Annotated in this window: 12 protein-coding genes and 1 tRNA gene; 6 read left to right on the forward strand and 7 right to left on the reverse strand. The window is 70.0% G+C overall.

The window, feature by feature from the left end:
• Both AC067Z_RS04630 and AC067Z_RS04635 read right to left on the reverse strand, forming a co-directional pair.
• Complete coding sequence (locus tag AC067Z_RS04630; protein WP_478787958.1) at positions 1–801, reverse strand: VOC family protein; 801 nt, start codon at positions 799–801, stop codon at positions 1–3.
• 153 nt (positions 802–954) lie between these two features.
• Positions 955–1311, reverse strand: coding sequence for a winged helix-turn-helix transcriptional regulator (locus AC067Z_RS04635; RefSeq protein ID WP_478787959.1), 357 nt, complete (start codon positions 1309–1311; stop codon positions 955–957).
• Positions 1312–1407: 96 nt separating this feature from the next.
• On the opposite strand from AC067Z_RS04635, the gene AC067Z_RS04640 reads away from it, so the two are divergent.
• From AC067Z_RS04640 to AC067Z_RS04650, 3 genes are all read left to right on the forward strand, one after another.
• Positions 1408–2298: an NAD(P)-dependent oxidoreductase gene (locus tag AC067Z_RS04640; protein WP_478787960.1), complete on the forward strand. Its 891-nt coding sequence runs from the start codon at positions 1408–1410 to the stop codon at positions 2296–2298.
• A 357-nt stretch (positions 2299–2655) separates the two neighbouring features.
• Positions 2656–4035, forward strand: coding sequence for an NAD(P)/FAD-dependent oxidoreductase (locus AC067Z_RS04645; protein ID WP_478787961.1), 1380 nt, complete (start codon positions 2656–2658; stop codon positions 4033–4035).
• A 165-nt stretch (positions 4036–4200) separates the two neighbouring features.
• Positions 4201–5499, forward strand: coding sequence for a class I SAM-dependent methyltransferase (locus AC067Z_RS04650; protein WP_478787962.1), 1299 nt, complete (start codon positions 4201–4203; stop codon positions 5497–5499).
• Positions 5500–5676: 177 nt separating this feature from the next.
• Here AC067Z_RS04650 and AC067Z_RS04655 read toward each other — a convergent pair whose 3' ends face one another.
• A complete protein-coding gene (locus tag AC067Z_RS04655; protein WP_478787963.1) occupies positions 5677–8214 on the reverse strand; it encodes an ABC transporter permease in 2538 nt (845 codons plus the stop codon).
• A 207-nt stretch (positions 8215–8421) separates the two neighbouring features.
• Positions 8422–9192: an ABC transporter ATP-binding protein gene (locus AC067Z_RS04660; protein WP_478787964.1), complete on the reverse strand. Its 771-nt coding sequence runs from the start codon at positions 9190–9192 to the stop codon at positions 8422–8424.
• Between the two features lie 387 nt (positions 9193–9579).
• Here AC067Z_RS04660 and AC067Z_RS04665 point away from each other — a divergent pair.
• A tRNA-Leu gene (locus tag AC067Z_RS04665) sits at positions 9580–9661 on the forward strand.
• A gap of 150 nt (positions 9662–9811) precedes the next feature.
• Here the strand turns inward: AC067Z_RS04665 and AC067Z_RS04670 are convergent.
• Entirely contained in the window at positions 9812–10441 is a 630-nt protein-coding gene (locus AC067Z_RS04670; RefSeq protein ID WP_478787965.1) for a hypothetical protein, read from the reverse strand.
• Positions 10442–10649: 208 nt separating this feature from the next.
• On the opposite strand from AC067Z_RS04670, the gene AC067Z_RS04675 reads away from it, so the two are divergent.
• Entirely contained in the window at positions 10650–11540 is an 891-nt protein-coding gene (locus AC067Z_RS04675; RefSeq protein WP_478787966.1) for a Bax inhibitor-1/YccA family protein, read from the forward strand.
• 110 nt (positions 11541–11650) lie between these two features.
• Here AC067Z_RS04675 and AC067Z_RS04680 read toward each other — a convergent pair whose 3' ends face one another.
• Positions 11651–11881: a DUF4287 domain-containing protein gene (locus AC067Z_RS04680; protein WP_356637552.1), complete on the reverse strand. Its 231-nt coding sequence runs from the start codon at positions 11879–11881 to the stop codon at positions 11651–11653.
• Between the two features lie 98 nt (positions 11882–11979).
• Between AC067Z_RS04680 and AC067Z_RS04685 the strand changes: the two genes are divergently transcribed.
• Complete coding sequence (locus tag AC067Z_RS04685) at positions 11980–12303, forward strand: hypothetical protein (RefSeq protein WP_478787967.1); 324 nt, start codon at positions 11980–11982, stop codon at positions 12301–12303.
• 48 nt (positions 12304–12351) lie between these two features.
• Here the strand turns inward: AC067Z_RS04685 and AC067Z_RS04690 are convergent, their stop codons facing one another.
• Positions 12352–13197, reverse strand: a complete 846-nt coding sequence (locus tag AC067Z_RS04690) for a hypothetical protein (RefSeq protein ID WP_478788057.1) — start codon at positions 13195–13197, stop codon at positions 12352–12354.
• Positions 13198–13516 lie beyond the last annotated feature (319 nt).

Consider the following 13516-nt stretch of genomic DNA (forward strand, 5'->3'; position numbering starts at 1 on the left):
TCAGGCGGCGGGCGGGGCCGGGGTGAGGACGACGAACTCCGCTCCCGCCGGGTCGTTGCACACCGCGAGGCGGCCGACGCCCTCCGCGTCCTCCGGCCCCATGGAGACCGAGCCGCCCTTCTCCCGTACGAGAGCGACCGTGGCGTCGCAGTCCGCCGAGCCGAAGACCGGGTGCCAGTACGGCTTGGTGTCACCGGACGCGAACATGTCCGGGACGGCCATGACACCGCCGAACATCCGCTCCGGCGGGAGGCCCTTGGGCGTCACCATCGTGTACGTACCGCCGCCGCCCGGCAGCTCCATGTCCTGGCCGGTCCAGCCGAAGACGGTGCCGTAGAAGCTCTGCGCGGCGGCCGAGTCGGTGGTGTAGAGCTCGACCCAGCCGAGGCTGCCGATGACGTCCGCGGCCTGGATGCCCGGGTAGGCGCCGGCCTGCCACACGGCGAACTGTGCGCCCTGGGGGTCGGTGAGCTGCGCGAACCGGCCCTCCTCCGACACCTCCGACGGCGCGGTGCGGACGGAGCCGCCCGCCTGCTCGACGCTCTTGACGGTGCTCTCGATGTCCGGGGTGTTGAAGTAGATCATCCAGGCCGAGCGGGCGCCCTCCTCGGTGAGCTTGCCGACCGCGCCCACCACCTTGCCGTCCAGCTGGAACATCTTGTAGTCGCCCGAGTCGTCGCCGCCCATCGACTGGGCCTGCCAGCCGAACACGGAGCCGTAGAAGGCGGCGGCCGCCTCTACGTCGGGGGCGCCCAGGTCGATCCAGCAGGGGGAGCCGAGGACGAAGTCAGTGGTGATCACGCGATTCCCTTTCTCCGGTGCCACCCCGGTGCGGCCCGGGGCTCTGTGGAGTGCATGCGGTGCGGACTTCCGCGTGCTCAGCCTGGCACCAGGCGCGGGTCCTCGCGCGGCGACCCGCGGGCCGCCGAACCGGTCACCGCGCAGGCACCGAGGTCACCGCGCCGGCACCGCGTTCTCCGGAGCAACGCCGAGAACGTGCTCCCGGCCCCACGCGCCGAGCGGCACCAGTGCGGCGTTGAGCGCCGCGCCGCGCGGGGTGAGCGAGTACTCGACGCGGGGCGGGACCTCGTCGTACTCCTCGCGGTGCACGATGCCGTCCGCCTGAAGCTCCTTCAGATGCGCGGCGAGCACCTTCTCCGTCACGCCGGGCAGCAGCCTGCGCAGCTCGCCGAAGCGGCGCGCGCCAGAGTCGAGGGCCCAGAGGATGAGCACCTTCCATTTGCCGCCGATCACGTCGATCGCCGCGTCGATCCCGCAGTGGTACGCCCCCGGCCTTCGCACGCCAGCCATGCCCCGGCCCTCCTGCCTGCTCGCTCACCCCGGGGTAACCACCCACTTGCAAGTGCGTACTTGATGGCTGCCGGGCCTGCGACGAGCCTAGTTCGCATGACTGACAAAGCCGCCCGATCGCGCCCCCTGTCCCTGCTCGGTCTCGGTGCCATGGGCACCGCCCTGGCCCGCACCTGGCTCGCCGCCGGGCACCCGGTCACCGTCTGGAACCGCACCCCCGCCCGGGCCGAGCCGCTCGCCGCGGAGGGCGCGGCGGTGGCCGCCTCCGCCGCGGAGGCCGTGGCCGCGAACGACCTCGTGGTGCTCTGCCTGCTCGACGACACGTCCGTCGGCGAGGTCCTCGCCGACGCCGACCTGACCGGCAAGGACCTGGTGAACCTCACCACCGGGAGCCCCGGTGACGCCCGCGCCCGCGCCGCGTGGGCACGGGAACGCGGGGCGCGTCTGCTGGACGGCGGGATGATGGCCGTCCCACCGATGATCGGCGTACCGGACTCCGGGGGCTACGTCTTCTACAGCGGCCCGCGCGACCTCTTCGACACCCACCGCGACACCCTGGCCGTACCGGCGGCTACCACCTACGTCGGTGAGGACGTGGGCTTCGCCGCCCTTCACGATGTGGCGCTGCTGAGCGCGATGACGGGGATGTTCGCCGGGGTCCACCATGCGTTTGCGCTGATCCGTGGAGAGGACATTGCGCCGAAGGAGTTCGCCGCGCTGCTCGCGGACTGGCTCGTCGCCATGGCGCCCATGGTGGGCACCGTGGCCGACCGGCTGGAGAGCGGGGACTACACCACGGGCGTCGTCTCCAACCTCGCGATGATGGTCGCGGGGAATGCGACGCTCCTGCGCACGGCCGACGAGCAGGGCGTCAGCCCGGAGCTGCTGACCCCGTCCATGGACCTGATGCGGCGCCATCTCGACGAGGGTCACGGCGACGAGGACGGCACCGGCGCGATCGATCTGCTGGTCCGCCCGAGCCACTGAGAGGGGCCTGGGGCGGGTCCGCCGAGAAAGTTCGTGAAGTTCTTCACAAGGAAAAGGGCACTGGGAGGCGCATCCAGCCCCGGAAACCCCCTCCTTGCCCTTCTGTCGGGCTTCCGAACGAGGAATCCAAGGCGTTCCGGGGCCGTCGGCCATAGAGGGCAAGGGGTGTGTGGTTCAGCTGCCGCGAGGCCTTAGGTGCCAGCTCACGAGGGGTGAACAACGTGCTCCGATACACCGTGGTTCCCCCACGACGCCATGACCTCGGTCACGTGGGCGGCGGAGTGTAGCAGAGTGCACCCAAGTGCTTGTGAAGGGGCTCACGAGCGCCCCCTCCGAGGGGGGTGGATACTCGATGGCATGAGCACCACGGAGCGTCCCAGGATCCTCGTTGTAGGCGGTGGGTACGTAGGCCTGTACGCAGCACGTCGCATCCTGAAGAAGATGCGCTACGGCGAGGCGACCGTCACGGTCGTCGACCCGCGCTCGTACATGACGTACCAGCCCTTCCTCCCTGAAGCTGCTGCCGGCAGCATCTCGCCTCGGCATGTCGTCGTCCCGCTGCGACGCGTGCTGCCCAAGGCGGAGGTGCTCACCGGTCGAGTCACGACCATCGACCAGGACCGCAAGGTCGCTTCGATCGCCCCGCTGGTCGGCGAGGCGTACGAGCTGCCCTTCGACTACCTGGTGATCGCGCTCGGCGCGATCTCGCGCACCTTCCCGATCCCCGGCCTCGCCGAGCAGGGCATCGGTATGAAGGGCATCGAAGAGGCCATCGGCCTGCGCAACCACGTGCTCGAGCAGCTGGACAAGGCCGACTCGACGACCGACGAGGACGTCCGCCGCAAGGCGCTGACCTTCGTCTTCGTGGGCGGCGGCTTCGCCGGTGCCGAGACGATCGGTGAGGTCGAGGACCTGGCCCGCGACGCGGCCAAGTACTACAACAGCGTCAAGCGCGAGGACATGCGCTTCATCCTCGTCGACGCCGCCGACAAGATCCTCCCCGAGGTCGGCCCGAAGCTGGGCAAGTACGGCAAGGAGCACCTGGAGGGCCGTGGGGTCGAGGTCTACCTCTCGACCTCCATGGACTCCTGCATCGACGGTCACGTGGTGCTGAAGAACGGCCTCGAGGTCGACTCCAACACCATCGTGTGGACCGCCGGTGTGAAGCCCAACCCGGCGCTCGCCCGCTACGGCATCCCGCTCGGCCCCCGCGGCCATGTGGACTGCAACGAGAAGCTCCAGGTCAACGGCACGGACTACATCTGGGCCGCGGGCGACAACGCCCAGGTCCCGGACATGGCCGCCCGCAACGCCGGTGTCGAGAACGCCTGGTGCCCGCCGAACGCCCAGCACGCGCTGCGTCAGTCCCGGGTCCTCGGCGACAACGTGATCTCCGGGATGCGCGGCTTCCCGCAGAAGACGTACGAGCACGCGAACAAGGGTGCGGTCGCCGGTCTCGGCCTGCACAAGGGCGTCGCGATGATCGTCATGGGCAAGGTCAAGATCAAGCTCAAGGGCCGGCTGGCCTGGTACATGCACCGTGGCTACCACGGCATGGCCATGCCGACCTGGAACCGCAAGATCCGTGTCTTCGCGGACTGGACGCTGGCGATGTTCCTCAAGCGCGAGGTCGTCTCCCTCGGTGCGATGGAGACGCCGCGCGAGGAGTTCTACGAGGCCGCCAAGCCGGCCCCGGCCGTCGCCAAGCCCGAGGCCGAGAAGGCCAAGGCGTCGTAACGGCACCTGCACAACGGTCCGAAGGGGCTGCCCGCCATCCGTGGTGCGGGCGGCCCCTTCGGCATTTTGCCTGCGCGTTGCGTAGTGCCGGGAAGTACACAGGGTGGTCATCCTGTTGACGGATGTGGAGCGTTACGCGGAACCACCGTCACGGAGGTGTGCGCCATGGCCGACGCCGCACTGCGGCTGACCACTCTTGCCGAGCAACTGCTGGGAGCTCCGCTCCCGGTCCGTATTCGCGCGTGGGACGGCAGCGAGTCCGGGCCGCCGGGCGCCCCCGCCGTCGTCGTCCGTCACCGTCGCGCCCTGCGGCGGCTTTTGTGGCGGCCGGGTGAGCTGGGGCTCGCCCGCGCATGGGTCGCCGGCGAGATCGACGTCGACGGCGATCTGTACACGGCGCTCGACCTGCTGGCCGGGATCGCCTGGGAGCGCGACCCGGACGCCCCCGTCGCCGCCCATCCGCTGCTCGACCCGCGGCTGCGTGCCGCCGCTCGGGGGCTGCTGCAGCTCGGCGGGGCAATGCCCCCGCCCGCCCCGCCGGCCGAGGAGGTGCGGCGCCGCACCGGCCCGCTGCACACCAGACGGCGCGACAAGGAGGCCATCAGCCACCACTACGACGTCGGCAACGACTTCTACGAGCTGGTGCTCGGCCCGTCGATGGTCTACTCGTGCGCCTACTGGGACGACGACAGCGGCACGCTCGAGGACGCCCAGCGCGACAAACTCGACCTCGTCTGCCGCAAGCTTGGGCTGAAGGAGGGCGACCGGCTGCTCGACGTCGGCTGCGGCTGGGGCTCGATGGCCATCCACGCGGCCAGGGAGTACGGCGCGCGGGTCACCGGCATCACGCTCTCGCGCGCGCAGGCGGCGTACGCCCGCAAGCGGATCGCGGAGGAGGGCCTGACGGACCGGATCGAGATCCGCGTCCAGGACTACCGGGACGTCAGGGACGGCCCGTTCGACGCGATCTCCTCCATCGGTATGGCGGAGCATGTCGGCCGCGTCCGCTACCGCGAGTACGCCGACCTGCTCCTCTCCCTGCTCGCACCGGGCGGCCGACTGCTCAACCACCAGATCGCGCGCCGCCCGGAGAAGGACGAATCGTCGTACGCGGTCGACGAGTTCATCGACCGCTATGTCTTCCCCGACGGGGAACTCGCCCCGGTCGGCCGCACGGTCGCGACGCTGGAGGAAGCGGGCTTCGAGGTCCGCGACGTGGAGGCGATCCGTGAGCACTACGCCCGCACGCTGCGGGCGTGGGTGACCAACCTCGAGAGGTCCTGGCCCCGCGCGACCCGACTGACGTCGGCGGGCCGTGCGCGGGTGTGGCGCCTGTACATGGCGGCGTCGGCGCTCTCGTTCGAACGCAACCGGATCGGGGTGAACCAGATCCTGGCGGTCCGCACGCCGACGTCGGGAACGTCGGGCATGCGAGCGCGGGCGCGGGAGTGGACCCGCGAGTAGGACGGGCTCCGCCGGCCCGAACTCCATCGCCGGGGGGCTGCTTTGCAGCCCGTCGGGCGATGGAGGACACCGCCCGAAGGGCGGTACGGCGTTCGGGCGCCCACCCCACCGCGACGGGCCCGTGCCCCCGACCACGGTCGGGGGCACGGGCCCGTCAGGGTAGGGGGCCGAGCCCCGCTACTCCGTCTTGATCGCCGTCAGCATGTTCAGCCGCGCCGCGCTCCGCGCCGGCCACAGCGCGGCCAGCACACCCACCACACCGGCCAGCAGCAGGAAGATCCCGATCCGGTCCCACGGCAGCACCAGCGCGTAACCGGGGATCTCGGAGCGGATCGTCTCGCCGATCGCCCAGGCCAGGAACCCGCCCAGGCCCACGCCGATCACCGCGCCGAAGACCGAGATCACCACGGCCTCCAGACGGATCATCCGCTTCACCTTGCCGCGGTCCAGGCCGATCGCCCGCAGCATGCCGATCTCCTGCTGGCGTTCGAACACCGACATCGCCAGGGTGTTGATGACACCGAGCACCGCGATGAGCAGGGCCATCGCGAGCAGGCCGTACATGATGTTCAGCGCGGTGTTGATGAAGCCGCCGAACATGTTCCGGATGTCCTGCTGGTCCATGACGCTCATCGCCGGGTTGTCGCCCAGCGCGTCCACCAGTGCCTGCTCGTTGGCCTTGGAGGCGCCGCCGTACATCGTCACCCAGATCTCGGGGATGTACGGCTTGGTCTCGTACGGGGCCACCAGCTCGGTCGGGAGCAGCACGGGCGACAGGAACTCGTTGCCCTTGTAGATCGCGCCGATCGTGACGTTCTTCTTCTTCGGCTCCTCCGTGTCGCCGAAGTTCGCCGGCAGTGTGTCACCGACCTTGTATCCATTGGACTTCGCGGTGTCCTCGGCGACCGCGATCTGGCCCTTGCCCAAGGTGGCGAGCGAGCCGGACACGGTCTTGAGGTCGAAGACCTTCTCCACGTCGCCGGGGGTGACCGCGGACGCCGAGTGCCACTCGTCCTTGATCTCCAGCGACGTCGCCTGCTGCGGCGACACCGCGCTGACGCCCTTCGCCTTCTCGATCGCCTCCAGCGCCGACTTGTCCAGCGCACCGCCGCTGGCCATGGAGACCATGTAGTCGGCCCGGATGTTGTCCGTCGTCATCTTGTCCACGGCCCGGCCCATCGTCGCGCCGAGCACCGAGAGGCCGGTGACCAGCGTCAGACCGATGGCCAGCGCGGACGCGGTGGCGCCGGTACGGCGGGGGTTGCGCACCGCGTTCTGGCCGGCGAGCTTGCCGGAGACCCCGAACACCTTGTGCAGCAGCGGGCGGACCAGCGCGATCACCGGCCGCGACAGCAGCGGGATCAGGATGATGATGCCGACGAGGGCGAAGAACGCACCCGCGCCGATGAGCATCCGGCCGTCCTTGCCCGCGGCCGCGCCGCCGACGATGCCGGCCGCGCCGAGCAGAGTGATGGCGCCGCCGACGCTGTTCCGCAGGACCAGCGACTTGGTGGTGGCGACCGCGTGCGCGCTGCCCATCGCGGCGACCGGCGCGATCTTCGCGGCCCGGCGGGCGGGCAGCCAGGCGGCCAGCATCGTGATCAGCACACCGACACCGAACGCCGCGCCGACGGCGACCGGCGAGACGATCAGCGGACCGGCGGGCACCTTCGCCCCGAACGTGCTCATCGCGGACCGCAGTCCGGTGGCGAGCCCGATACCCAGCACGAAGCCGACCACCGAGGCGACCGCTCCGACGACCATCGCCTCCAGGATCACCGAGCGCTTGACCTGACGGCGCGAGGCGCCGACGGCGCGCAGCAGCGCCAGCTCCTTGGTGCGCTGGGCGACCAGCATGGTGAAGGTGTTGGCGATCAGGAAGACACCGACGAACAGCGCGATGGCGGCGAAGGCGAGCAGCATCGTGTTGAGGTTCGACAGGCCCTCTTCGATCTGGACGGCCTGGTCGTCCGCAAGTTCCTTGCCGGTCTGCGCCGTGGCGTCCTCGGGCAGGAGGGGTTCGACGGCGTCGAGGATCTTCGCGTCGGAGGCCCCGGCCGCGGAGGTGACGGTGACGTCCTTGTAGTAGCCGGGCTGCAGATACAGCTTCTGGGCGACCGCGGTGTCGAACAGCACGAGGCTGCCGCCGGCGTTGACCGCGCCGTCCTCGGTGGTGAACACACCGGCGAGGGTGTACTCCTTCACCGGCCCGTTCGTGGCGACCCGTACGGTGTCGCCGACCCGGTACGAACCCTTGTCCGCGGAGTCCTTGTCGAGGGCGATCTCGCCGGCCGACTTCGGGCCCGTGCCGTCGGTGAAGTCGTAGGCCGTGTCCTTGCCGTCCTTGCCGGGGGCGAAGTTGGCCCCGGTGTTGGACCAGCCGTTGCCGATCAGCTTGCCGTCCTGGTCGGCGACTCCGGCGAAGCCGGAGACCCGCCCGGTGGCACCGGCCACACCGTCGATGGCCCGGATCTTGTCGAGGGTCCGGTCGTCGATGCCGGGGTTCTTGGTGGTGTCGTCCGGGTCGGCGTACGTCGTGACGGCGACGGCGACGTTGTCGTAGCTCTTCGCGGACTGCTTGCGATAGGCGTTGCCGAGGGTGTCGGTGAAGACCAGGGTGCCGGAGACGAAGGCCACGCCGAGCATGACGGCGAGGACGGTCATGAGCAGCCTGGCCTTGTGCGCGAGCACATTGCGCAGGGCGGTACGGAACATGGTGTGTCCTGGGAGAGGGCGCCCGGCCCCTGCGGGGGCGGGCGGAGCCAACGGGAGGGAGGTCTGGGTCTGCAGAGCCGGCTGCGGCCGACCGCGGTCCGGTCACCGGTGACGTGACCGGTCGGGGCGCCCGGAGTCCGCGGTGACGGTCCGGAGCGTGGCAGGCGACACCCGGCCGACGCCGCCGAGGGCGGCGCCGCGGCAGCGTCAGCTCGTACGGCCCTTGGCGTCGAACTCCTTCATGCGGTCGAGGACGCCGTCAGCGCTCGGGCTCACCATCTCGTCGACGATCCGGCCGTCCGCCAGGAAGATCACTCGGTCGGCGTAGGAAGCCGCCACCGGGTCGTGCGTCACCATGACGACTGTCTGCCCGAGTTCGCGCACGGAGTTCCGCAGGAAGCCCAGCACCTCGGCGCCCGAGCGCGAGTCCAGGTTTCCGGTGGGCTCGTCACCGAAGATGATCTCGGGGCGCGAGGCCAGGGCGCGGGCGACGGCGACGCGCTGCTGCTGTCCGCCGGAGAGCTGCGTCGGACGGTGGCTGAGCCGGTCCCGCAGGCCGACCATGTCGATCACGCGCTGCAGCCACTCCTTGTCGGGCTTGCGTCCCGCGATGTCCATGGGGAGCGTGATGTTCTCCAACGCGGTCAACGTCGGCAGCAGGTTGAACGCCTGGAAGATGAAACCGATCTTGTCGCGGCGCAGCTGGGTCAGCTGCTTGTCCTTGAGCGTGCCGAGCTCGGTGTCGCCGATGCGCACGGAGCCGGAGCTGAAGGAGTCGAGGCCGGCGACGCAGTGCATGAGCGTCGACTTGCCGGAGCCGGACGGCCCCATGATCGCGGTGAACTCCGCCTGGCGGAAGTCGACAGTGACCCCGTCGAGCGCGACCACCTGGGTCTCGCCCTGTCCGTACACCTTGGACAGATCCGTGGCGCGGGCGGCCACGGCGGTGGCGCGGTGAGCGATGGGCATGGTGGTCACGAGAAGGGCTCCTGTCGGCCTGTGTTGCGGGGACCACCCCATCCTGTCGGCCGCCGGTCCGTGAATCGTCAGTCCCGGTGCCCGTTCCCGGGGCCCTCTCCAGTCGGACCGCGCGGCCCGATCGTCATCCTTGGGTATGACGGCGTCCCCGAGACCGGATGGGGGACCGAGCCCGGCGCGGGCGGTGCGCCGGAGGCGGCGCTTTTCCGTCAATCGCGGGGATGCGGGAGATCGGCCGCGAGCCGTGCGGGGCGGGTACGAATGCCCCCGTACCTGCCCTGACGGTGCCTCAAGCGCCAATAAAATAAGACAACATCGGGCCATCGGTCCCGTGGCGGTTCGATCTCCACCGATAGGCTCGTGTGCCGACGCGGAGCCGCCTGTCACGCCCGGATGGTGGAATGCAGACACGGCGAGCTTAAACCTCGCTGCCCCTCGGGGCGTGCCGGTTCAAGTCCGGCTCCGGGCACCGTGGCGCTCGCCCCGATCGAGCTGCGCGAGCGTCTTCTGTTCCGCGAGCAACGCTCCGTACGCACGGTGGCATCCAAGGCCGCAGCCCCGGCGAGCAGCGCGGGATCCCGATTGCCGGACCACCGCACCGCCGCCGGGGCCGCGTTGTTCACCGCGTGGGGAGGGCTGCAGAATCCAGCAGCCCGCCGAGGAGTTCCTCAACGATCCCCGACAGCTCGTTCAGGTGGCCGGTGACGTCGTCGAGATCGGTGTCCTCACCGATGTCGGTGAGGTCGACGGTGCCGGTGATCTCGTCGAGGTCGGCCAGGTCGGCGGCGTCGGTGTCCTCGGTGGCCTCGTCGATGTCGGTGAGGTCGACGAACTCGTCGAGGTCGACGTCGTCGTCGGTGAGACCGGTGAGCTCGTCGAAGTCGAGGTCGAACTCGTCGTCGAACTCGTCGTCGGCGAGTCCGGTGAGCTGGTCGAAGTCGAGGTCGAACTCGTCGTCGGCGAGTCCGGTGATCTCGTCGAAGTCGAAGCCGGTGATCTCGTCGAGGAAGGGGTCGAGGTCGGTGATCTCGTCGAGGAAGAGGTCGAGGTCGGTGATCTCGTCGGCGTCGGTGTCCTCGGTGGCGTCACGGACGTCGGTGGGCAGCGCCGCCTGCATGGGCGCGGGCGTCGCCAGGGGGTGCTCAGCGGCCGCCGCCGTGGGCGCCGTCAGGCCGGTCGCGGTCGCGGCCAGAATCGTCGTGCTCACCAGCGCCGCCAGACGGGCCTTGCTGCGTACTGCCTTGCTCATGACCACTCCTCCGGTCCCATCGGTGAGACCTGCTCGGAGTAATCACTTTGGTGCAGAGTGTCACGCCGGGCGCCCGGGAGAGGGCCGAACGGGCTTGCCACCCCTGGTCACGATCCCGGAAAGATCCTCCCCGCGCACTAGAGAGTTCTCTTTGCTCGCGCATTACTCTTGACTTCTAGGCCGCGCACGGTGGCCAAGGAGGAGTGAGATGAGGAGCAGCAACCCGGTCTTCTCGCGACGGGGGTTCAGCCGCGACAACGGCTACGCGGGCTTCAACGCGCAGCAGCCGCAGGCCGGGGGGCCCGCCGCAGGAGCGAACCCCTACGCACAGGGCGCGGGCAACCCGTACGCGACCAACCCCTACGCCCCGGCGGACACCCAGCAGGGCGCCCCGCCGCAGGCACCCGCCCGCACCGGCGTGATGACGATCGACGACGTCGTCGCCCGCACCGCCATGACGCTGGGCACCGTGGTGCTCACCGCCGTCCTCTCCTGGGTGCTACTGCCCGTCGACGAGGCCAACATCGGCAAGTCGTACGGCATCGCCATCGGCGCCGCTCTGGTGGCGATGGTGCTGGCACTCGTCCAGTCCTTCAAGCGCAAGGCCTCGCCCGCGCTGATCCTGGCCTACGCCGCGTTCGAGGGTGTCTTCCTCGGCGTGATCTCCAGCGCGGTCTCCACGTACATCTCGGACGGCGTGGTCGCCCAGGCCGTGCTCGGCACGATGGCGGTCTTCGCCGGTGTGCTGATCGCGTACAAGATGCGCTGGATCCGTGTCACGCGCCGTTTCTACGGCTTCGTGATGGCGGCCGCGATGGGCTTCGTCCTGCTGATGATGGTGAACCTGCTGTTCGCCGTCTTCGGTGGCGGTGACGGCCTCGGCTTCCGCAGCGGCGGCCTCGGCATCCTGTTCGGTGTCATCGGCGTCATCCTCGGTGCGTGCTTCCTCGCCCTGGACTTCAAGCAGGTCGAGGACGGCATCGCCTACGGCGCCCCGCGCGAGGAGTCCTGGCTGGCGGCCTTCGGCCTCACCCTGACCCTGGTGTGGATCTACCTGGAGATGCTGCGTCTGCTGTCGATCCTGCAGGGCGACGACTGACCAGGCCGTCACCTGCGCGTGAGCTAAGCGCACGAAGGGCCCGCCCGGCAGCTGCCGGGCGGGCCCTTTCCGTTGTTCTCGTTCGGGGTACGACCTGCCTGCGACCGGCGCTAGAGCAGCTTGCGCGCGGCACGCCTCAGGTCGTACTCATGGATGATCGCTTTTGCGTGGCCGTACGCGAGGTTGTGTTCGCCGCGGAGCCAGCTGACCTTCTCCTCGAAGCGGAAGAGTGACGGACCTTCGTCGACGGTGCGGAGCCAGTCGGAGATCTCACGACCGGTGCATTCGGGGATTCGGGAGAGCAGATTTCGATGGGTCTCTTCGGAGAAGACTTGGGACATCGGCGCCTCCGGACGCATTGCGCGTGTGCTCTTCACGCCACCGTGCCTGAGCGTTCGCGTATTGGCAACAGTCCCGAGCGGGCGCGTAGGGTCGCGGCGTGCTTGATACGACGGATTTGACCACTGCGGTGGAGCGTCTCGCGGACCGGCTGCGGGCCGCTCCGCAGAGCCGCCTGCAGCGCGGCGCGGCGGCCGAAGGGCTTGCTCTGGCCAGGGAGTTGTCGGTGCGGGCGCAACGGCTGGAGGAGCCGGCGGGGGAGCCGATGATCATGCCTGACGCGGGGGTGTTCGCGGTCGCGGACCAACTGATGGTGGCCGGTCGAGATTTGGCCGAGGCGCTGCGGATCACCCCGTCGGGTCCGGACGAGGTTGACGCGGCGGTGTCCCTCGTCCGGGATGCGGCGGTGCGGGCCGGGTTCTAGGGCATCGACGGCCGGTGCCCCCTGGTCAGGAGACTCAAGGGCCTGCGGTCAGTGCGAGGCGATCACGCGGTCCGCGAGGATGTAGACGCTTTCCTCGCCGCAGGCGAACGTCAGTGCGTACGCTCCCGACACGGCCGATCCGCCCAGCAGCACCGGGGCGTCGCCTGCGCGCAGCGCGTCCGCGAGGCGTTCCGCGGTCTCGCGGTGGCCCGGCGTCATGCAGAGCGTCGTGCCGTCCGCGAAGACGTAGACGTCGAGCGTGCCCAGCGGGCCCGGCCGGACGTCGGCCAGCTCGGTGCCGGTCTCGGCCAGCTCCTCGAGGCGCGCCACCGTGCGCTCGTGGTCGGTGACCACCGGTGTCTGGACCGGGACGAAGTCGGGGTGCGAGGGGTGGCGGCGGCGGGCGGCGGCCAGCTCGGGGGAGTCCTCGGCGAACTCCGTCACCTCGGGCAGGTCGGCCATGTCGTCCAGCGCCTCCACGGCATCCAGGTCCATGGCCTCCAGGCCCGCGAAGTCGGCCTGGCGCGGCACGTAGAACGGCGGGATCTCGTCGCCGACAGTGCCGAATCCGCCGAGCAGTGAGCCGGAGCTCTCGCCGGGGAAGCGCGCGGAGGCGTCGGCGGCGTCACGCGCCTCCTGTGCGGCCCAGAAGGCGCGCGCCTCGGCCAGCTCGCGCTCACGCTCCTCGGCGAGCGCCTCGGCGACGGCCGCGCGTATCTCGGCGGTGTCGCTGGTGCGGGCGTGAGGTACGGAGGCGATGCGGCCGGGCCCGTGCGACGCGGCGAGCTCGTGGCGCAGGGCGACGACCTGCTTGCGGAGCCCGTGGGCGGCGTGCAGGGCAGCGGCGCCCACGGCCGTGGCGGCGGCCGTGGTCAGCAGCAGGGCAAGAGACATGGCGCTCACTGACTTACTCCCGGTTTCAATCGATACCCCCGACTTCCTACATCAGCTTGCGATGGGCCCGCGCGTTCTGTCAGTGCATTACGTCACGAATTGGACAGGACTTTATGCCCTGTGTTTAACCCCGGAACAGCTGTGACCTGCTAAAAGACCTCTCCCCCAGGAGATAGGTCACATCCTGGGGGAGATTGAGTCACGAACTGAGGTCCACTGCGCGTAGAACGCCGCGGTTCAGGGGCCGGCCGCGGGTGCCGGCCCGCTCGGCTCAGCGGCTCGGTCCGTCGGTCGCGCTTCGCTTCGCCACCGTTGCGGG

It is taken from the genome of Streptomyces sp. NPDC043812 (genome assembly GCF_056436245.1).